22 protein-coding genes are annotated in these 20,319 nt (G+C 63.3%); 17 read left to right on the top strand and 5 right to left on the bottom strand.

Annotated elements, in window-relative coordinates; genetic code table 11:
- The first annotated feature begins 110 nt into the window (after positions 1 to 110).
- The 10 genes from ACR0BA_RS09460 to ACR0BA_RS09415 all read left to right on the top strand — a co-directional run bounded on the left by ACR0BA_RS09460 (position 111) and on the right by ACR0BA_RS09415 (position 8,400).
- A complete protein-coding gene (locus ACR0BA_RS09460) occupies positions 111 to 2,090 on the top strand; it encodes a bifunctional 2',3'-cyclic-nucleotide 2'-phosphodiesterase/3'-nucleotidase (RefSeq protein WP_480727631.1) in 1,980 nt (659 codons plus the stop codon).
- Between the two features lie 311 nt (positions 2,091 to 2,401).
- The gene (locus ACR0BA_RS09455; protein ID WP_480727629.1) at positions 2,402 to 3,169 is read left to right on the top strand and encodes an urease accessory protein UreD; all 768 of its coding nucleotides are present in this window, start codon (positions 2,402 to 2,404) and stop codon (positions 3,167 to 3,169) included.
- A 1-nt stretch (position 3,170) separates the two neighbouring features.
- Positions 3,171 to 3,473: an urease subunit gamma gene (locus tag ACR0BA_RS09450; RefSeq protein WP_005976933.1), complete on the top strand. Its 303-nt coding sequence runs from the start codon at positions 3,171 to 3,173 to the stop codon at positions 3,471 to 3,473.
- Between the two features lie 11 nt (positions 3,474 to 3,484).
- Positions 3,485 to 3,643 (top strand): hypothetical protein, encoded by a 159-nt coding sequence (locus ACR0BA_RS09445; RefSeq protein WP_480727626.1) that lies wholly within the window; start codon positions 3,485 to 3,487, stop codon positions 3,641 to 3,643.
- Positions 3,640 to 3,945: an urease subunit beta gene (locus ACR0BA_RS09440; RefSeq protein ID WP_480727625.1), complete on the top strand. Its 306-nt coding sequence runs from the start codon at positions 3,640 to 3,642 to the stop codon at positions 3,943 to 3,945. Before ACR0BA_RS09445 ends, ACR0BA_RS09440 begins: the two co-directional genes overlap by 4 nt.
- Positions 3,945 to 5,654: an urease subunit alpha gene (ureC, locus tag ACR0BA_RS09435; RefSeq protein WP_480727623.1), complete on the top strand. Its 1,710-nt coding sequence runs from the start codon at positions 3,945 to 3,947 to the stop codon at positions 5,652 to 5,654. Before ACR0BA_RS09440 ends, ureC begins: the two co-directional genes overlap by 1 nt.
- Before the next feature lie 15 nt (positions 5,655 to 5,669).
- Positions 5,670 to 6,116, top strand: coding sequence for an urease accessory protein UreE (locus ACR0BA_RS09430; RefSeq protein WP_170359485.1), 447 nt, complete (start codon positions 5,670 to 5,672; stop codon positions 6,114 to 6,116).
- Positions 6,100 to 6,753, top strand: coding sequence for an urease accessory protein UreF (locus ACR0BA_RS09425; protein ID WP_480727621.1), 654 nt, complete (start codon positions 6,100 to 6,102; stop codon positions 6,751 to 6,753). Before ACR0BA_RS09430 ends, ACR0BA_RS09425 begins: the two co-directional genes overlap by 17 nt.
- Positions 6,750 to 7,385, top strand: coding sequence for an urease accessory protein UreG (gene ureG / locus ACR0BA_RS09420; protein WP_480727619.1), 636 nt, complete (start codon positions 6,750 to 6,752; stop codon positions 7,383 to 7,385). The genes ACR0BA_RS09425 and ureG overlap by 4 nt, the downstream gene beginning before the upstream one ends.
- Before the next feature lie 175 nt (positions 7,386 to 7,560).
- The gene (locus ACR0BA_RS09415; protein WP_480727617.1) at positions 7,561 to 8,400 is read left to right on the top strand and encodes an EamA family transporter; all 840 of its coding nucleotides are present in this window, start codon (positions 7,561 to 7,563) and stop codon (positions 8,398 to 8,400) included.
- 9 nt (positions 8,401 to 8,409) lie between these two features.
- Here the strand turns inward: ACR0BA_RS09415 and ACR0BA_RS09410 are convergent, their stop codons facing one another.
- Positions 8,410 to 9,027, bottom strand: a complete 618-nt coding sequence (locus tag ACR0BA_RS09410; RefSeq protein WP_480727615.1) for a TetR/AcrR family transcriptional regulator — start codon at positions 9,025 to 9,027, stop codon at positions 8,410 to 8,412.
- Positions 9,028 to 9,154: 127 nt separating this feature from the next.
- Between ACR0BA_RS09410 and mbfA the strand changes: the two genes are divergently transcribed.
- From mbfA to ACR0BA_RS09380, 6 genes are all read left to right on the top strand, one after another.
- Positions 9,155 to 10,129 carry an iron exporter MbfA gene (gene mbfA, locus ACR0BA_RS09405; RefSeq protein ID WP_170599942.1) on the top strand — a complete coding sequence of 325 codons (975 nt, stop codon included), beginning with the start codon at positions 9,155 to 9,157 and terminating at the stop codon, positions 10,127 to 10,129.
- Positions 10,130 to 10,173: 44 nt separating this feature from the next.
- On the top strand, positions 10,174 to 11,103 hold the full coding sequence (locus tag ACR0BA_RS09400; protein WP_480727613.1) for an AEC family transporter: 930 nt from the start codon (positions 10,174 to 10,176) through the stop codon (positions 11,101 to 11,103).
- Positions 11,104 to 11,204: 101 nt separating this feature from the next.
- Positions 11,205 to 12,038, top strand: coding sequence for an S-formylglutathione hydrolase (fghA, locus tag ACR0BA_RS09395; RefSeq protein ID WP_480727611.1), 834 nt, complete (start codon positions 11,205 to 11,207; stop codon positions 12,036 to 12,038).
- Between the two features lie 3 nt (positions 12,039 to 12,041).
- Complete coding sequence (sthA, locus tag ACR0BA_RS09390) at positions 12,042 to 13,511, top strand: Si-specific NAD(P)(+) transhydrogenase (protein WP_480727609.1); 1,470 nt, start codon at positions 12,042 to 12,044, stop codon at positions 13,509 to 13,511.
- Positions 13,508 to 13,963 carry a YaiI/YqxD family protein gene (locus ACR0BA_RS09385; protein WP_480727608.1) on the top strand — a complete coding sequence of 152 codons (456 nt, stop codon included), beginning with the start codon at positions 13,508 to 13,510 and terminating at the stop codon, positions 13,961 to 13,963. Before sthA ends, ACR0BA_RS09385 begins: the two co-directional genes overlap by 4 nt.
- Before the next feature lie 73 nt (positions 13,964 to 14,036).
- On the top strand, positions 14,037 to 14,657 hold the full coding sequence (locus tag ACR0BA_RS09380; RefSeq protein ID WP_480727606.1) for an HAD family hydrolase: 621 nt from the start codon (positions 14,037 to 14,039) through the stop codon (positions 14,655 to 14,657).
- 2 nt (positions 14,658 to 14,659) lie between these two features.
- Here ACR0BA_RS09380 and ACR0BA_RS09375 read toward each other — a convergent pair whose 3' ends face one another.
- Entirely contained in the window at positions 14,660 to 15,901 is a 1,242-nt protein-coding gene (locus ACR0BA_RS09375) for an MFS transporter (protein WP_170365830.1), read from the bottom strand.
- A 145-nt stretch (positions 15,902 to 16,046) separates the two neighbouring features.
- On the opposite strand from ACR0BA_RS09375, the gene zapE reads away from it, so the two are divergent.
- Positions 16,047 to 17,105: a cell division protein ZapE gene (gene zapE / locus ACR0BA_RS09370; protein WP_170371708.1), complete on the top strand. Its 1,059-nt coding sequence runs from the start codon at positions 16,047 to 16,049 to the stop codon at positions 17,103 to 17,105.
- A gap of 39 nt (positions 17,106 to 17,144) precedes the next feature.
- On the opposite strand, the gene ACR0BA_RS09365 is transcribed toward zapE, so the two are convergent.
- Genes ACR0BA_RS09365 through ACR0BA_RS09355 form a run of 3 tightly spaced genes read right to left on the bottom strand, consistent with a single transcriptional unit; the run spans position 17,145 to position 20,318 of the window.
- Complete coding sequence (locus ACR0BA_RS09365; RefSeq protein ID WP_480727605.1) at positions 17,145 to 18,419, bottom strand: bifunctional folylpolyglutamate synthase/dihydrofolate synthase; 1,275 nt, start codon at positions 18,417 to 18,419, stop codon at positions 17,145 to 17,147.
- Complete coding sequence (gene accD / locus ACR0BA_RS09360; protein ID WP_480727603.1) at positions 18,416 to 19,360, bottom strand: acetyl-CoA carboxylase, carboxyltransferase subunit beta; 945 nt, start codon at positions 19,358 to 19,360, stop codon at positions 18,416 to 18,418. The genes ACR0BA_RS09365 and accD overlap by 4 nt, the downstream gene beginning before the upstream one ends.
- 58 nt (positions 19,361 to 19,418) lie before the next feature.
- The gene (locus ACR0BA_RS09355; protein ID WP_480727601.1) at positions 19,419 to 20,318 is read right to left on the bottom strand and encodes a CPBP family intramembrane glutamic endopeptidase; all 900 of its coding nucleotides are present in this window, start codon (positions 20,316 to 20,318) and stop codon (positions 19,419 to 19,421) included.
- Position 20,319: the final 1 nt, after the last annotated feature.

Below are 20,319 nucleotides of genomic sequence, written 5' to 3'. Positions count from 1 at the left end.
CAGTCTGAACCTTCGGCGCGCCGGGTGATCCCCTCGGATTGCGCTGTCACATCATTGTCGTCATAAACGTTCAGATGATGCGTCGACCAATTTATTTCGAGAGGTGCCTCATGACCCTATCCAGCAAATTCGCGATGTCGCGGCGTCAATTCATGGCCACGACCACGGCCGGCTTCGCCATGGTTTCCCTGCACCCGTTTTCCGCCGCTGCCGCAAACAATCAAGCGCATCTGCGGATCATGGAAACGACCGACATTCACGTTCACGTCTTTCCCTACGACTACTACGCCGACAAGCCGCGCGATACGGTGGGCCTGTCGCGCGCGGCCTCGATCATCAACCAGATCCGTGCCGAGGCCACAAACTCGATGCTGGTCGACAATGGCGACTTTCTTCAGGGCAACCCGATGGGCGACTACATCGCCTACGAGCGTGGCATGAACGATGGCGACACCCACCCGATCATCAATGCGTTCAACACATTGGGCTATGATGCCGCGACGCTGGGCAACCACGAGTTCAACTATGGCCTGAGCTTTCTGGAAAAATCGCTGGCCGGGGCGCAGTTCCCGATCGTTCTGGCCAATATCGCCAAGGAACAGGGTACAAATCCGCGCGCGGACAAGACGCTGGTGCAGCCCTATGTCATTCTCGACCGCGAGATCGAGCTGGGCGATGGCAGCAAGCAGCCGATCCGCATCGGCGTCATCGGCTTCACCCCGCCGCAGATCATGAACTGGGACCGCCGCCACCTGGAAGGCAACGTGCAGGCCCGCGACATCGTCGAGACCGCCAAGGCCTATGTGCCCGAGATGAAAGAGCAAGGCTGCGATCTGATCCTGGCCCTGTCGCATTCGGGCATCGGCGCGGCCGATCACGCGGACGGGATGGAGAACGCCTCGGTCCCGCTGGCCGGGGTCGATGGCATCGACGCGCTGGTGACCGGGCACAACCACCTGGTCTTCCCCTCGCCCACCTTCGCCGACCGTGCGGGCGTTGACGTGGACAAGGGTACGCTGATGGGCAAGCCGGCCGTCATGGGCGGGTTCTGGGGGTCGCATCTGGGCGTGCTTGACCTGCTGCTGGAACGCGACGGCAACGAATGGCGCGTGGTCACCACCACCTCCGAGGCGCGGCCGATCTCGAAGCGCAACGAAGACCGCTCGATCAACGCACTGGTCGAGGACGACCCCAAGGTGCTGGCCTCGGTCGCGCAGGATCACGAAGAAACGCTGGCCTATGTGCGCCGCGCGGTGGGCAAGACCTCGGCCCCGCTGCACAGCTATTTCGCGCTGGTGGCCGATGATCCGTCGGTCCAGATCGTGTCGATCGCGCAGAAATGGTATGTCGAAGAGATGCTGAAAGGCACCGAGCATGAGGGCCTGCCGATCCTGTCGGCCGCGGCGCCGTTCAAGGCCGGTGGCCGGGGCGGCCCCGAATACTATACCGACGTGCCGGTGGGCGATGTGGCGATCAAGAACGTGGCCGACCTGTATCTTTATCCCAACACCGTGCGCGCGGTTCGCGTGAACGGCGCGCAATTGCGCGGCTGGCTGGAGCGTTCGGCCGGGATGTTCAACCAGATCGAGCCGGGCGCCGAGGATGCGCTGCTGCTGAATCCCGAATTCCCGTCCTACAATTTCGACGTGATCGACGGCGTAACCTATCAGATCGACCTCGCGCAGCCCTCGCGTTTTGGCCCGAAGGGCGAAGAGATCAACCCCGATGCGGCGCGCATCGTGAACCTGCAGTTCAACGGTGCCCCGGTGACCGACGACATGGAGTTCATCATCGCCACCAACAACTACCGCGCTTCGGGCGGCGGATCGTTCCCGGGCGCGATGGGCGACACCATCGTTTTCGAGGCCCCCGACACCAACCGCGACGTGATCGTGCGCTATATCGTCGAACAGGGCACGATCGACCCCAAGGCCGACGGCAACTGGTCCTTCGCACCGCTGGGCGACACCACCGTTCTATTCGAAACCGGCCCCAAGGCGCGTGATTACATCAGCGACGTCAAAGGGTTGGCGCTGGAAGATGCAGGCGACGGGGCCGACGGCTTCGCGGCCTTCCGCATCACGCTCTGACCGGCGACAGACATCGGATCGGGCGGCCAAACTGGCCGCCCTTTTCTTTTGGTTTGGAGTCGAGAGCCGGATCATCACACGCATTGGTGGGATGCCTATTTTTCGGGCGATAGGGGTAATAATGCCCATAAAGTGGGCGGACAAGTATTCTGACTCAATTGCCTCAGCCGGGCTGCGCTGACTCGAGGAAAAGGCTGTGGTGCTTTCGCATCCGACAGTCCTCTCGCCCGGAGCTTCCAATAACCTCTTTGTCCGCAATAACTCCCGCGCAAGCGATCGCCGCGCCTCCCCGTGCTGTCGGGCGGGGTAATGTGTCCGTGGTTGGCCGCGCGGGCCGGACCGAGTTGCAGGGACTGCGCCAGCAGGGGTCGCTGAAGTTGCTGTTTCCTCGGCGTGATGGCGCGGACATGCAAGCGGTGCTGATCAACACCGCCGGCGGCGTCACCGGCGGAGACAGTTTTGACCTTTCCGCCACCGCTCAGGCAGATGCACATCTGACCCTGACCACGCAGGCGGCCGAGCGCGCCTATCGCGCGTCCGGAGCAGTTCCGGGCCGGATTCGGACAGATCTGACCGTGGCGGCAGGCGGCCAGTTGAACTGGCTGCCTCAGGAGACCATCCTGTTTGATGGTTGCGCGATCGATCGCCGCTTGCGTGTCGATCTGGCCCCCGACGCCGGCGTGCTGCTGGTGGAATCGCTGATCTTCGGACGCGCCGCAATGGGCGAGCTGATTACTGCGGCCCACTTCCAAGACCGCATCGAAATCTGGCGCGCGGGCCGGTTGGCCCATCTGGACGCGCTGCGTCTGACCGGTGATCTGGCGGCGGAAATGGCCCGGCCGGGCGTTGGCGACGGCGCAGGCGCGCTCAGCAGCCTGATACTGATCCGCCCTAATGCCGCTGCGCATTTGGACCCGATCCGCGCGGCCTTGCCCGACACCGGCGGCGTCAGCCTTGTGGGTGACGACATGCTGTTGATGCGCCTGCTGGCGCCCGACGGTTTCACGCTGCGCCAGACCCTTGTGCCGTTACTGAACCGGCTGACCCGCAATTCCCTGCCAAGACCCTGGATGATCTGACATGCAACTCTCGCCGCGTGAAAAAGACAAACTGCTGATCGCCATGGCCGCCGAGGTGGCGCGCAAGCGCCTGGCTCGGGGTGTGCGCCTGAACTACCCCGAGGCCATCGCGCTGATCACCGATGCCGTGGTCGAGGGTGCCCGCGACGGCCGCTCGGTCGCCGACATGATGGAGGCCGGCGCGCAGGTTATCACCCGCGATCAGTGCATGGACGGCATCCCCGAGATGATCCACGAGGTGCAGGTCGAGGCGACGTTCCCCGACGGCACCAAGCTGGTCACCGTCCACAACCCCATCCGCTGAAGGAGATGACGATGAGAAACCTGGCTTCCCTGCCCTTCGCCCTGATGGCCGCGCCCGCGCTGGCGCATGAGGGGCCGCATTTGCACCCGCATGACTCGGGCACCTGGCTGGTGCTGGTCCTGCTGCTGGCGATCGGCGGTGTCGCATTCTGGCTGAAGGCGCGCAAATGATCCCCGGAGAGGTCATCACCGCCCCCGGCGAGATCGCGCTGAACGCGAGCGCGGCTGCAATCACCCTGATGGTGGCCAATACCGGTGACCGCCCCGTACAGGTGGGCTCGCACTATCATTTCGCCGAAACCAATCCGGCGCTGGATTTCGACCGGGCCGCCGCCCACGGCATGCGGCTGGACATCGCCGCCGGCACCGCCGTGCGGTTCGAACCCGGCCAAAGGCGCGAGGTGCAGCTGATCCCGATCGCCGGCGCGCGGCGCGTCTTCGGGTTCAACGGCGCAGTCATGGGAGACCTCTGATGCCAGCCCGGATCAAACGTTCCGACTATGCTGCCATGTACGGCCCAACCACGGGCGACAAGGTGCGGCTGGCCGATACCGACCTGATCATCGAGGTCGAGCGCGACCTGACCATCTATGGCGAAGAGGTCAAGTTCGGTGGCGGCAAGGTGATCCGCGACGGCATGGGCCAGTCTCAGGCCGCCCGCGCTGAAGGGGCGGTGGACACCGTCATCACCAATGCGCTGATCGTCGACTGGACGGGCATCTACAAGGCGGATGTGGGCCTCAAGGACGGGCGCATCGCCAAGATCGGCAAGGCGGGCAACCCCGACACGCAGCCCGGCGTGGATATCATAGTCGGCCCCGGTACCGAGGCCGTCGCCGGCGAGGGCCGCATTCTGACCGCCGGCGGGTTCGACAGCCACATCCATTTTATCTGCCCGCAACAGATCGAGGATGCGCTGCATTCCGGCCTGACCACCATGCTGGGCGGCGGCACCGGCCCGGCGCATGGCACGCTGGCCACCACCTGCACGCCCGGCCCCTGGCATATCGGGCGCATGCTGCAGGCGGCCGATGCCTTTCCGATGAACCTGGCCTTTGCGGGCAAGGGCAACGCCTCGCAACCGGCGGCCCTGCGCGAACAGGTCCTGGCCGGGGCCTGCGCCCTTAAACTGCACGAGGACTGGGGCACCACCCCGGCGGCCATCGATTGCTGCCTGTCGGTAGCCGACGAGATGGACGTGCAGGTGATGATCCACACCGACACGCTGAACGAAAGCGGGTTTGTCGAAAACACCGTGGCCGCCATGAAAGGCCGCACGATCCACGCCTTCCACACCGAAGGCGCGGGCGGCGGCCACGCCCCCGACATCATCAAGATCTGCGGCGAAGCGCATGTGCTGCCCTCCTCGACCAACCCGACCCGGCCTTTTACCGTGAACACGGTCGAAGAGCATCTGGACATGCTGATGGTCTGCCATCATCTCGACAAATCCATCCCCGAGGACGTGGCCTTTGCCGAAAGCCGCATCCGGCGCGAGACCATCGCGGCCGAGGACATTCTGCACGACATGGGCGCCTTCAGCATCATCGCCTCCGACAGCCAGGCGATGGGCCGCGTGGGAGAAGTGCTGATCCGCACCTGGCAGACCGCCGACAAGATGAAGAAACAACGCGGGCGCCTGCCGGAGGAAACAGGCGAAAACGACAATTTCCGCGTGCGCCGTTATATCGCGAAATACACGATCAACCCGGCCATTGCGCACGGGCTTGGCACCCATATCGGCAGCATCGAGGAGGGCAAACGCGCCGATCTGGTGCTGTGGAGCCCCGCTTTTTTCGGCGTGAAGCCCGAGATGGTGCTGTTGGGCGGCACCATCGCCTGTGCGCAGATGGGCGACCCGAACGCCTCGATCCCCACGCCGCAGCCGGTCTATTCCCGGCCGATGTGGGGGGCCTATGGCCGCTCGGTCGAACAGAGCGCGGCGACCTTCGTATCGGAAGCCGCGCAGGAGGACGGCATCGCGGCGCGTCTGGGCCTGGCCAAGCAGACCGTCGCCGTGCGCAACACACGCGCAATCGGCAAGCGTGATCTGCGACTGAACGATGCCCTGCCCGAGATCGACGTGAACCCCGAAACCTACGAGGTGCGCGCCGACGGCGAATTGCTGACCTGCCAGCCCGCCGAAACCCTGCCCATGGCGCAACGCTATTTCCTGTTCTGAGAAGGGGTGTTCCCGATGCTTGCCACATCACAGAAAATCCGCCGCAACGGTCAGTGGGACGAAACCCATGGCACCGTGACGCTAAACTACGAAGACCGCTTTCTGCGCCGCCGGATGCTGCGCACCGCACAGAATGAAGAGTTCCTGGTGGATCTGTCGCAGACGACCTCGCTGGACGGGGGGGATGCGTTCGAACTGGCCGATGGCCGCCTGATCGAGGTGGTCGCCGCCGAAGAGGATCTGTTCGCCGTCACTGGCCCCGATCTGACCCGGCTGGCCTGGCATATCGGCAACCGTCACACTCCCTGCCAGATCGAGCCCGCCCGCCTGATGATCCGCCGCGACCATGTGATCCGCGACATGCTGCTGAAACTTGGTGCGACGGTGCAAGACATCCGCGCACCCTTCAGCCCCGAAGGCGGCGCCTATGGGCACGGACGGACCCATGGCCACAGCCACTGACCTTGATCTGCTGACGCTGACGCAATGGCTGTCACCCGCCTACCCGGTCGGGGCGTTTGCCTATTCGCATGGGCTGGAACGCTTGGTCCAATCGGGCGCGGTGCACGATGCGGCCAGCCTGCGGGACTGGCTGCATGATGTGCTGGAACACGGTGCCGGATGGTCGGATGCCCTGTTTCTGACCGCCGCTTGGCGGGCTAAATCCGAGTTGGCCGTGGCCGAACTTGACGATATGGCCCGCGCCTTCGCCGGCCCCTTCGAGCGCAGATTCGAGACCGCGCAACAGGGCGCGGCCTTCTGCGGTGTGACGGCTGCAGTCTGGGGCATCGAACTGACGGATCTGGCCTATCCCGTCGCTGTCGGCTGCGCGGCGCGCCACGCCGGTTTGCAGGTGGAGCCGACCGCGCGACTGTATCTGCATGCGTTCATCAGCAATCTTGTTTCAGCCGCGCAGCGGCTGATGCCCCTGGGCCAGACCGCTGCCCAAGGAGTCGTCCGAGACATGGCCCCCTTGTGCGCACATCAGGCGCACGCGGCAGTGGAGGCCGATCTGTCGGCCCTGTCCGGCACCGCCTTTCTGGCCGAGATTTCGGCCATGCAACATGAAACCCAACAACCAAGGATTTTCCGCACATGAGCAGCATGAACGGCCCTCTGCGGGTGGGCATCGGCGGCCCGGTCGGTGCGGGCAAGACCAGCCTGACCGCCGCCCTCGCCCGCGCGCTGCGCGACACCCATTCGATCGGGGTGATCACCAATGACATCTACACGCAGGAAGACGCCGAGGCGCTGATGCGCATGCAGATCCTGCCGCAGGACCGGGTGATCGGCGTGGAAACCGGAGGTTGCCCGCATACGGCGATCCGAGAGGATGCCTCGATCAATCTGGCCGCCGTGGCCGAGATGGTGCGCCGTCATCCCGAGGTCGAGATCGTTCTGATCGAATCCGGCGGTGACAACCTGTCGGCTACCTTCAGCCCGGAACTGGCGGATGTGACGATCTATGTGATCGACGTGGCCGCGGGCGAAGAGATCCCCCGCAAGGGTGGCCCCGCGATCACCCGTTCAGACATCCTGATCATCAACAAGATCGACCTTGCCCCGCATGTCGGAGCGGACCTGTCGGTGATGCAGCGCGATGCGGCCCGGGTGCGCGGTGATCGGCCATTCGTATTCACCAACCTGCGGAGCGGTAGCGGAACGAGTGAAGTCATCGACCTGTTGGACAAGATCGCCGGCATCGACGCCGGGCGGCTTGCAACGGCGTAGGACCCACAACACGACTTTGGGGGTTTCCGGTTCCAGAATTTGGAACCTTGCGCCTGCCGGGTAATCCGATGTAACCGGACTCGACCACCGAAGCTGTCCTTGCGATAGCCCGGTGCGAGAAAGTTGCAGCCGGGCCGATCCTGCTTGGGGCCGCCCCATCACCTGAGGACCGCCGGTGAGCCCATTCGTCGTCGCGATCATTCTGTCGGCTGCCATCCTGCACGCCGTCTGGAACGCCATAGTCAAAACCGCGGGCGACCGGACTACGACTCTGGGCCTTGTGGCCTTTGGGCATGTAATCCCGGCCAGCGTCATGATCCTTGTCCTGCCTTTTCCGGGCGGCGACAGCTTTGTCTACATCCTTTTGTCCACCGTGGTGCATTTCGGATATTACTTCATGCTGGGCAAAGCCTATCAGCATGGAGACCTCAGCGTGGTCTACCCGATCGCCCGAGGCATCGTTCCGGCGTTGGTGGCGCTTTGGGCCTATCTGTTGCTGGATGAGGTTCTGTCCATGCAAGCCTGGATCGGCATCGGCCTTATCGCGTTCGGCATCCAACTCAGCAGTTGGAGCTCGCTCCGGCAAGGCGTCGGCGGCGCGGCGCTGGGGTTTGCGGTGGGTACCGGACTTTGCATCTCGGTTTATTCGGTTGTGGACGGCATCGGGGTACGGCTGTCTGGAAACACGCTAAGCTACTGGGCTTGGGGGGCGTTTCTGCACCTGTTCATCGCCGGCTTCGTGGGTCTTCGACGGCGGCAGGTTCTGACACAGCTTCCGGCGCGCACCTGGGCGATCGGCATCCTGGGCGGTTTCGTGTCGATGCTGGCTTATGGGCTGGTGCTCTATGCCAAGAATTTCGCGCCGCTGGGGGCAGTCTCGGCGTTGCGGGAAACCTCGGTGATTTTTGCGGCCCTGATCGGGTTCGTATTTCTGCACGAAGGCTATTGGGTGCGCAGGCTGGGGGCCGCCATCCTGATGGCGGGGGGCGTGGCGCTGGTTGGACTGTCGGGCTGACCCGGTCCGTCAAGTGCCGTAACGCGCCATGAACATGTCAACGGCGTTGGTGGCCACTTCGTCGATTTCCTCGTCCGAGAACCGGGTTTGGATCCCCAAAGCCGCGAGGGTCCACAGGCGCACTTTGCACAATTCCGAGAACTGCTCGGCGGCAAAATGCACGTCGTCAATCGCCAGTTCACCTTTGGCCACGGCTTTTTCCAGATACTCGGCCATCTGGCGCTGACCGTTGGCGGGGCCGGCTTCGTAGAACGCCTTGCCCAGTTCCGGGAACCTGTCACGCTCGGCCACGCAGATGCGGAACACCTGTTGCGCAAAATCCGAAACCAGAAACCGGGTCAGATGCGTGGCGGTGATCATCAACGCCTCGCGCACTGGCTTGGTTTCGTCGATCATGGACAACACGTTTTCGGCCATGCGGCAGCACTCGGTCTGCGCCATTTCGGAGAACAGAAGTCGTTTGTCTGGGAAATAGCTGTAGAGCGTTGCCTTCGACACACCCGCCGCGCGCGCGATATCATCGACGCTGGCGCCTTCGAACCCATCCGCCATGAAAACCTCTCGGGCGCCGTTCAGAACCTGGTCGAATTTCCGTCCGGTACGCACGATGGTAGCGGCTTGGGTCATGGTGTCTCCTTGGCTGAGTGCTGCGACAAATCTATAAACCAGTCAGTTCAGTTTCAACGGTTTTCAATTCGGCTTGAAAGTTCCGTTATGCGGCGTAGATTAGAATAATTCTAAAACGAGGGTGGCTATGCGGTTTTTCACTCAGCGCAAACACTTCAGGGATCTGACCGAGCAGGAAGTTATCGCGCTTGCGATTTCGTCCGAGGAAGATGACGCGCGGATCTATAGGTCATATGCCGAGATGCTGCGCCCCGACTATCCGGCGACGGCCAAAATCTTCGATGGCATGGCTGCCGAGGAAGACGAGCACCGCCGTCGCCTGATCGCCCTGCACGAGGATCGGTTCGGCCCGGTGATCCCTCTGATCCGGCGCGAGCATGTCGCCGGTTACTACGCCCGCCGTCCGATCTGGCTGGTCGAGAATCTCGGAATCGAGCGAATCCGCGAAGAAGCCGAGATGATGGAGCGCGACGCGGAGCGCTTCTATCTGGCGGCTGCTGGTCGTACGACCGATGCAGCAACACGCAAACTTCTGGGCGACTTGGCTGCGGCCGAAGCAGGGCATCAAGCCGCGGCCGCCGAATTGGAAGAAGCTCACCTGGATCACGATGAAAAAGAAGCCGAAAAAGTGATTTCGCACCGGCAATTCATCTTGACCTGGGTCCAGCCGGGATTGGCCGGGCTGATGGACGGGTCGGTGTCGACCTTGGCGCCGATCTTCGCGACGGCCTTTGCGACGCACGACCCTTGGACGACCTTTCTTGTGGGCCTTGCAGCGTCAGTGGGCGCGGGCATTTCCATGGGCTTCACCGAAGCGGCATCGGACGATGGCGAGCTGTCGGGCCGTGGATCTCCGGTCAAGCGGGGTTTGGCGTCCGGGGTGATGACCACGGTCGGCGGATTGGGCCACGCCCTACCCTATCTGATCCCGGAATTCTGGACGGCCACGATCATTGCCTTCATCGTGGTGTTTTTCGAATTGTGGGCGATCGCGTGGATTCAGAACCGCTATATGGAAACTCCGTTCTTCCGTGCCGCTTTTCAGGTCGTTCTGGGCGGATCGCTGGTGCTGGCAGCCGGGATTTTGATCGGCAGCGGGTGATGACCCGGCTTGCGATGTGGTAATTCTATGTTACCAATCTGCGCATGGTCGATATCTTTCTGCGCACCCTGCCCTTCTTTGCGATCATCGGCCTGGGATACTGGGCCGGGCGCAGCCGGTTCTTCACCGAAGACGCGACGGCCTATCTGACCAAGTTCGTGTTCTATTTCGCGCTGTCGGCGATGCTGTTCCGCTTTGCCGCCACGCTGCCCTTTGCCGAGATATTCAACGCGCGGCTGATGCTGGGCTATCTGATCGGCACCGCCGGCGTATACACGCTGGCCACCTTGGTCGCCTATCTGCGCGGGCTCGACATCCCCACCGCCGCGGTCGAGGCGCAATGCGCCGCCATCGGAAATGTGGGCTTTCTGGGTCTGCCAATGTTGGCCCTGCTGTTTTCCGAGGCCGCCATCGGGCCGGTCATGCTGGTTCTGACGGTCGATTTGGTGGTGTTTTCCTCGCTGATCGTGATCCTGATCAACGGCGGGCGGGATGGAAAGCTGACGGTTGGGACGCTGCGGCTCATCGGAGTCGGGCTGCTGAAAAACCCCATGATCGTCTCGATCTCGGCCGGGTTGATCTGGTCGGCCCTGCAGATGCCGGTGCCTGACCCGTTGAACGATTTTCTGACCATTCTGGGCGGCGCCGCCACTCCGGGCGCGCTGTTCGCCATCGGCGCCTCGCTGGCCAGCAAATCGGCCGAGCGGGTTCAGATTGCGCTGTGGCTCAGCTTTTGCAAACTGGCCGTGCACCCGGCCTGTGTGGCCGTGGTGCTGCTGTGGCTGCTGCCGACTGATCCTTTTGCCGCGGCGGTGGCGATCTCCGCCGCCGCCCTGCCAGTGGCCGGCAATGTCTATATGCTGGCGGCTCACTATGGGGTGGCGCCGCACCGGGCATCTGCCGCCATTCTGCTGTCGACCATTGTCAGCATTCTGACCGTGCCGGTGGTCATCGCGTGGGTTGCCGCATTCTGACGCGGCGACTTCAAAAAGCGTGCGAACATTGGTGCCCGGACTTTACGCCGGGGCCTTCGCCCGTTAGCCATGGCACGAACCCAACGTAAGGATGATGCCAGATGGAAACCCTTTCCGAAAACGCCTGTTTCGGTGGCGTGCAGGGCGTGTACCGCCACGCCTCGGCGGCGTGCCAGTGCGACATGACCTTTGGCCTGTTCCTGCCGGCCGAGGCCAAGGACGGCCCGGTTCCGGTCCTTTGGTATCTGTCGGGCCTGACCTGCACCCATGAAAACGCGATGGTCAAGGCGGGCGCGCAGGCTTGGGCTGCCGAACAAGGCATCGCACTGGTCTTTCCCGACACCTCGCCGCGCGGCGAAGGGGTCGCCGATCATGAGGATTACGACCTGGGCCAGGGCGCCGGGTTCTACGTCAACGCCACGCAATCGCCGTGGGCGCCGCATTTCAACATGTGGGACTATGTGGCTGACGAGCTGCCCGCGCTGCTGGTCGAAAACTTCGCCATCGATGGCGACCGGCAGGCCATCACCGGCCATTCGATGGGCGGCCACGGGGCGCTGACGCTGGCGATGAACCTGCCGGGCCGGTTCCGCTCGGTCTCGGCCTTTGCGCCGATCTCGAACCCGACGGCCAGCGACTGGGGCCGCAAGCAGCTGAGTGCCTATCTGGGCGATGACCCGACCGCCTGGGCCAAACATGACGCGACTCTGATGATGAAGGAAAAGGGCTTTGACGGCCCGATCCTGGTCGACACCGGCACCAACGACCAGTTCATCGACCTGCTGCGCCCCGAGGCCTTGGCACAGGCCATCGCCGAGCGCCGTCAACAGGCCACGAACCGGTTGCAGCCCGGCTATGACCATTCCTACTTTTTCGTGTCCACCTTCATGGAGGACCACGTCACCTTCCACGCCGAAGCCCTGTACGGAGACTGAGGGATGAGCAAATACGACTATGACCTGATCATCATCGGCTCGGGTCCATCGGGCCGCGCGGCGGCGATTCAGGCGGGCAAGCTGAAACGCAAGGTTCTGGTGGTTGACCGCCGTGACCGGTTGGGCGGCGTATCGGTGCACACGGGCACGATCCCGTCGAAGACCCTGCGCGAAACGGTACTGAACCTGTCCGGCTGGCGTGAACGCAGCTTTTACGGCCGTTCGTACCGGGTCAAGGATCAGATCCGCGCCGAGGACCTCAAGGCCCGGCTGCACATGACGCTGGATTACGAGGTTGACGTGCTGGAACACCAGTTCAACCGCAACCACGTTGAAACCATGGACGGCGTAGCCCGTTTTGTCGGCCCACACGAGATCGAGGTCACAGCCGATGCGGGCGACACCACCCGCCTGACGGCCGCGAAATTCCTGATCTCGACCGGGACCAAAACCTATCGCCCCGATTACGTGCCCTTCAACGGCAAGACCATCGTCGATGGCGACGAGTTCCTAGAAATGGCCGAGATCCCGCGCTCGCTCTGCGTGATCGGTGCGGGCGTGATCGGGGTCGAGTATGCCACGATGTTCTCGGCGCTGGATGTGCGGGTGACGCTGATCGAACCGCGCGAGACCTTTCTGGATTTCATCGACAAGACCCTGATCCAGGAATTCACCCATCAGATCCGTGAAAACGGGGTGGACCTGCGTTTGGGCTCGGCCGTGGAAAAGATCGAGGACGCCGGCAAGCATGTCGAGATCACCATGTCAAACGGCCGCCATGTCCGGGCCGAGATGCTGTTGTTCGCGGCGGGCCGTATGGGCAACACCTCGGCGCTGAATTTGGGTGCGGTTGGGATCGAAACCGACCACCGCAACCGCATCACGGTCGATCGCAAGACCTATCAGACCTCGGTGCCGCATATCTATGCCACCGGGGACGTGATCGGGCATCCGTCGCTGGCCTCGACCTCGATGCAGCAGGGACGCGTTGCGGCCTGCCACGCGCTTGAGACCCCTACCCTGCCAGAAAGCCCTTGGTTTCCCTATGGCATCTATTCGGTGCCCGAGATCTCGACCTGCGGCATGTCCGAGGAAGAGCTGCAGGAACGCGGCATTCCCTATGAGGTGGGCGTGGCCCGGTTCCGCGAGACCTCGCGCGGGCATATCATGGGGCTCGAGCACGGGATGCTGAAGATGCTGTTCTCGCTGAAAACCCGCCGGGTGCTGGGCGTGCAGATCGTCGGCGAAGGCGCGACCGAGTTGATCCACATCGCCCAGGCGGTGCTGAACCTGAAGGGCACGGTGGACTATTTCGTGCAGAACACCTTCAACTATCCGACCCTGGCCGAGGCCTACAAGATTGCCGGGCTCGACGCCTTCAACCGGATGCCGATCCCGGACGAGTTCAAGGTGCGCAAATCCGATGCCCCCGAGCCAGCAAAGTTGGCGCCCAAGAAGGCCAAGCAGGCGTGACGACCCTGTATGTCGATGGCGACGCCTGCCCGGTGAAGGCCGAGGCCGAACGCGTCGCCACGCGGCACAAGGTGCCGATGGTGGTGGTGGCGAATGGCGGGCTGCGCCCGTCGGCCAACCCGCTGGTTCAGATCGTGACCGTGGCGCAAGGCGCTGACGAAGCCGACAAGTGGATCGCCGAGCGGTGCGGCGCGGGCGACATCGTCATCACCTCGGACATCCCGTTGGCCGCCAAATGCGTCGAGGCCGGCGCGCGCGTGCTGCGTCCCAACGGTGAAGCCTTCACCGCCGCAAATATCGGCCAGCAACTTGCGATGCGCGATCTGATGGCGGATCTGCGCGCCGCCAATCCGCTGGGCGCCGGGGGCGGTGGCAAACCGTTTTCCAAGGCCGACCGATCGCGGTTTCTGGACGCGCTCGAGCGTGAGATGCGCGCCGCCCTGCGCGGCTGAGTTTGGCCTTGCATCCCCCTCGGCGGGTTGGTTCAGTCAGCCCCAAACGCAACACAAGCGAACAGGAACCCCCATGCCCGTAGAAGCGGTTGTTTTTGACATCGGCAACGTTCTGATCGAATGGCAGCCCGAGCGGTATTATGACCGTGTGATCGGCGAGGACAGGCGCCGCGAGATGTTCTCGGCCGTCGATCTGCACGGCATGAACGACTTGGTCGATCAGGGGCATCACTTCACCGACACGATCTATGCCTGGGCCGAGAAATACCCCGATTGGCGCGACGAAATCCGCATGTGGCACGACAACTGGATCGAACTGGCCGCGCCCGAGATCCCGCATTCGGTCCGGCTGCAGCGCGCGCTGCGGGCCAAGGGCGTGCCAGTCTTTGCGCTGACCAATTTCGGGGTGCAGAATTTCGACTATGCCACCACCGTCTATCCGTTCCTGAAAGAGTTCGACCGGCACTATGTCTCGGGGCGGATGAAGATGGTGAAACCGCATGCCCCGATCTACCAGATGGTCGAACAGGATTGCGGCCTGCCGCCCGAGACGCTGCTGTTCACCGACGACCGGATCGACAATATCGAAACCGCCCGTGGCCGTGGATGGCAGACCCACCATTTCGACGGCCCGAAGGGCTGGGCCGAAAGGCTGGTGGCCGAAGGTCTGCTCTCCTTGGACGAGGCCGCCTGATCCTAGGCGGCAGCGGGCTGCGCGGGGCGATTCTCGCGGATTGGGAGGTGCACGATCGCGCTGAAGGCGCCGATGGCCACGCCGATCCACCAGACAACTGTGTAATCGCCATAAAGGTCATACATGCGGCCGCCCAGCCAGATGCCCAGGAAACTGCCGACCTGATGGCTGAAGAAGATGATGCCATACAGCGTGCCCATGTAGCGCAGGCCGTAAAGATGCGCGACGAGGCCCGAGGTCAACGGGATCGTCGCCAGCCACAGTGACCCCATGACCAGCGAGAACAGGATCACGGTCAGAGGCGTGATGGGAAACAGGATGAACGCCGCGGCCGCGATCGTGCGCCCGGTGTAGACTGCTGCCAGAAGGTATTTCTTGGGGAAGTGATTGCCCGCCCATCCGGCCAGAAGGGTGCCTCCGATATTGGCGAGCCCGATCAACGAGATCGCCAGGGCACCCAAGGCAGACGTTGTGGTGATGCCCATCGCATGCAGGACACCGCCGGGTTGGATCGGGCCGCACATCTCGGTCACGAAGGCCGGGAAATGCGCGGTGACGAAGCCCAGTTGATAGCCGCAGCTGAAAAAACCCAAGAATATCAGCGCATAGGACGGGTCGCGGAAGGCCCGGCCCAGGATCTGGCCCATGCTTTCTTCCAATTCGGCCTTGCTGACCTGCGCGGGTGCGCGCATGAAGGGCAGTGTCAGCACAAGGGCCAGAATGGCAATGGCGAAGATGATGAACACCTGCTGCCATGGCAGAAAGGTCAGCATCCATTCAGCCGTCGGCGCACCGATCACCTGCCCGAAGCTGCCCGCTGCCGTTACGATCGCCAGCGACATCGAGCGGTTCTGATCCGTCGAGGCCCGCCCGACCACCGCCAGCACGACGCCAAAGCCCGTGCCTGCGATACCGAAGCCCACCAGCCAGGCATAAAGCTGATGCCCGAAGGGCGTAACGGACCAAGCCGACAGTACCATCCCCGCCGCATAGGTCAGCGCACCAAGAATGATCGCCCGCCGGTCGCCCATCTTTTCGGCGATGGCGGCAAAGATCGGCTGGCCGATGCCCCAGGCCAGGTTCTGGATCGCGATGGCCAGCGAGAAATCAGTGCGCAGCCAGCCGAACTCCTCGGCGATCGGAATCTGGAACACGCCGAACGAGGCGCGCACGGCGAAGCTGACCGTGATGATCACGCATCCGACGATCAGCACCGGGTTGAGCAGACGGGCGGTTGGGGTCATTGGGCCTCCGGGTTCAGCCCGCCGACAGTATCCGCTTGGGCTCGCTCGTCAATTCAGGAGTTTTGCGGTCACGATTAACCAAAATTGATGCGTGCCGGAGGATGCCTTCTTTTCAACGGCGCGGGCGGGCGCTATGGCTCGGGCCATGACCGACATGATCTCGTTGTACGAGGCCCGCGTTGCCGATGGCACCCTGAACCGCGACGACGCGCAAGAGGCCGTTCTGCCCCAGTTCGAGCGTATCCGGGCGGCTCTGGCCGCGCCGGTGAAACGCGGGCTGTTCCGCAAGGCACCGCCGCCGCCCAAGGGCTTGTACCTGTGGGGCGGCGTGGGGCGCGGCAAATCCATGTTGATGGACATGTTCGTCGAAACGCTGGGCGAAGTTCCGGCCCGGCGCGTCCATTTCCATGCCTTCATGCAGGAAATCCACGCTGGCATGCATGAGGCGCGCGAAACCGGCGTGCAGGATGCACTGGCGCCGGTGGCGGCCTCGGTCGTGAAATCCGTGCGCCTGCTGGCCTTTGACGAGATGCAGATCACCGACATCACCGACGCGATGATCGTCGGGCGGCTGTTCGATATGCTGCATGCGGGTGGCGTCGTCGTTGTGACCACCTCCAACCGTCATCCCGACGATCTGTACAAGGATGGCCTGAACCGGCAGCTGTTCCTGCCCTTCATCCACCACATCAAGCAGCAGCTCGAAGTGTGGGAACTGACCTCGCCCACGGATTACCGGCAGAACCGGCTCGAGGGCTCGCCGGTCTATTTCACGCCCATCGGACCCGAGGCGCGAGAGAAGATCCGGGCCGTTTGGGCCGACCTGTCAGGTGGGCCGGCCGAACCCCTGACCCTGCACGTCAAGGGGCGCGAGGTGGTGTTGCCCGCGTTTCGCAATGGTGTGGCACGGGCCTCGTTCTATGATCTGTGCGGCCGGATGTTGGGGCCAGGGGACTATCTTGCCATTGCTGATGCGGTAAAAGTGCTGGTGCTCGAGGACATACCGCGCCTGTCGCGCAACAATTTCAACGAGGCGAAGCGGTTCGTCACGTTGATCGATGCGCTGTATGAGGCGAAGGTGAGGTTAATCTGTTCAGCGGCCGCCGAGCCCGAGATGCTGTATGTCGAGGGGGAAGGTGTTTTCGAGTTCGAGCGCACAGCCTCGCGCCTGCGGGAGATGCAGGCGCAGGACTGGGGACAATAGCGAGCGTTGCCTCTGCCTTAGCTGTGGCTCAATGAATCGTCAGCCGTTTTCGCGCAGGATGTTGCCAGCAAGGTAGAGCGAGCCGCAGATCAGCACGCGCACCTGAGGGTCGGCTTTGATGATGGTGTCGAGGGCTTGGGACACGCTGCTGGCGGTCGTCGCGGGCAGGTTCACTGATTTGGCGGCGGCGGCAGTTTCTTCAGCGCTCAGCGTGTTGGTCTCGCCCGGGATGGAAACGGCGGTCAGGCTGGCGGCTTGCTGGGCCAGCGGGGAGAGGTAGCCAGTCACGTCCTTGGTGTTGAGCATGCCGCAGATCAGGTGTGTGGGTCGCGGGGGCAGCTTGGCCAAGACGTCCGCCAGCGCGACGCCGGCGGCGGCGTTGTGGCCGCCGTCCAGCCAGAGTTCGGCCTGAGGCGCCTGTTCGACGAGCGGGCCGGTCTTCAGGCGCTGCATCCGGGCGGGCCATTCGGCACGGGTGACTGCGGCCTCGTAGGCCTCGTCGCCCAGGTCGAGGTGGCGCAGGACCGCCAGTGCGGCGCCGGCGTTCTGGATCTGGTGGGCGCCCAGCAGGTTTGGCAGCGGCAGGTCGCGCAGCCCGGTTTCGTCCTGATAGATCAGGCGGCCATGTTCCTCGTGGACGTGCCAGTGCTGTCCGTAAGCCAGCAGCGGTGCGCCGAGGCGTGCGGCGGTGGCCTCGATGACCTCCATCGCCTCGTCCGGTTGCGGGCCGACGATGCAGGGCACGCCGCGCTTGATGATGCCGGCCTTTTCGGCAGCGATCTTGGCCAACGTGTTGCCCAGAAACTGTTCATGGTCGATCGAGACCGGAGTGATGACCGTGACCGCGGGCTTTGCGATCACGTTGGTGGCGTCGAGCCGCCCGCCAAGTCCGACTTCGAGCAGCGTGTAGTCGGCGGGTACACGGGAAAAGGCCAGCAGGGCCGCGCAGGTGGTGATCTCGAAATAGGTGATGTTCTCGCCGCCATTGGCGGTGTAGCACTCATCCAGAACGGCGGTCAGGTCGGGTTCAGAGATCAGCTTGCCCGCCAGGCGGATGCGCTCGTGAAAGCGTGCCAGATGCGGCGAGGTGTATGCATGGGCCGTCAGCCCGGCCCCTTCCAGCCCGGCGCGGATCATCGCCTGGGTCGAGCCTTTGCCGTTGGTACCGGCGATATGGATCACCGGGGGCAGCTTGTCCTGCGGGTTGTCCAGGGCCTTGAGCAGACGCCAGACACGGTCCAGGGTCAGGTCGATGATCTTGGGGTGCAGCGCCATCATCCGGTCGAGGATGACGTCGGATGTGGGTGCGGTCATTTCTTGGGCATGTCTTCGGCAGGCTTGGCCTGCGCGTCAGGCTGTTCGGCCGCGTCCTCGTTCGGGGCGGGCAGATCGCCTTTGACCGCCGGGGGCAGACCCATCAGCATCCGGATGATCGTGATCAACTCGTCCCGCAACTCGGTCCGTTTGGTGACGCGGTCCAGCATGCCGTGATCCAGCAGGTATTCGGCGCGCTGGAAGCCGTCGGGCAGTTTTTCACGGATCGTCTGCTCGATCACGCGGGGGCCAGCGAAACAGATCAGGGCGTTCGGCTCGGCAATATGCACGTCGCCGAGCATCGCGTAGGACGCCGTAACGCCTCCGGTGGTGGGATGGGTCAGAACGACGATATAAGGCAGGCCGGCCTCTTTCAGCATCTCCACCGCGACCGTGGTGCGCGGCATTTGCATCAGGCTGAGGATGCCTTCCTGCATCCGGGCGCCGCCGGCGGCGGAAAACAGGATCAGCGGGCGCTTGAGCTTCACCGCCTCTTGCGCGGCCGCGATGATGGCGTTGCCCACATACATGCCCATCGAACCGCCCATGAACGAGAAATCCTGGGCCGCGGCCACGATCGGCGTGCGGCCGATCTCGCCGGTGGCGACCAGCATCGCTTCTTTCTCGCCAGTCTTTTTCTGCGCCGCCTTCATCCGGTCGGGGTATTTCTTCTGATCGCGGAACTGCAGCGGATCTTCCTTGGGCGCAGGCACTGCGACTTCGGTGAAGATGCCGCCGTCGAACAGGTGCTTGAACCGCTCGCGCGGGGTGATCAGCATGTGGTGTCCGCACTGGGTGCAAACGTTCTGGTTGTCCGCCAGTTCACGGTGGAACAGCATCGTTCCGCACTCGTCGCATTTGTGCCAGAGATTCTCGGGCACCTCACGGCGGGAGAAGATCGAGTTGATCCGGGGGCGGACGTAGTTTGTGATCCAGTTCATGTCGGAACCTTGCTGATGCGGGTTGCAGTCAAATAAGACGCTACGGAAGGAAATGCAATCAGCGCCTGAGCGCAAGTCGCGCAACCAGCCAGCTGACGATCATCACCGCGAAATCCACGACAAGCCACTGGCGCAGGATACCGGTGTCCGATGTTTCGAACGGAAGATGATAGAGGGCCAGCCCACCCAGGCCGTCAGGCAACGATACGATCAGCAGAGCCGTTACATTGTTGGCAAAATGCATGGCGATTGCGGGTCCCAGCGTTCCTGCTCTGGCGGTGATGTCTGCACTAAGAAGGCCAAAGACAAAGGCCCAAACTGCGATCAGGATAGCATTGTCACCGGCGGCAAGAGGTGCGTAGTGCCCGGCAGCAAAAATCAGGGAGGGTACACCCATCCAAATCCACGGGGCCCTGAACCGCGCGGCCAGCGATTGTTGCAGGAACCCGCGGAATAGAATCTCTTCGGCGCTGACCTGAATAAGGACAGCCACCAGCGCCAGCGGCATCAGCAGCAGCCACCTGAAAACCGGCAGGTTTGGCTCCAAGGGCGGTCCCATATCGTATGGGGGCAGAACAAAAAGCAAGGCACCCAGCACGACCAGCGCCCGCAGAACCCGCCAGAATTGCCGTACAGTCAGAATCGGCGCCCCAACCACGGAGATCAGTTTCCGGTGCTGCACCTGTCGCACGGCCAATCCGACGCCCAATGTGGCAAAGGCAAAACTGGAAAGGATGACCAGCAGCGCCAGGGCCGAGGACCCGTCTTCGAAACCGGACACCAGTTCGGCCGAACCAAAGGCGGTTACAGCGGCCAGGAGAACCAGATTCAGTGCCAGCACGACGACTGTGATGATCGCGAAGCCCAGCAGCAGCCGCCAGAGTTCGGGATAAGCCCTGGCCGGCGCCACCAGGATTTCGTGCGGGGCATAGGCCGGGTGTGGCTGCGGTTCGCGCATC

The organism is Ruegeria sp. CI5 (assembly GCF_056536885.1).
The sequence above is the reverse complement of the archived record's forward strand: the minus strand, read 5'-3'. Positions and strand labels throughout refer to the sequence as shown.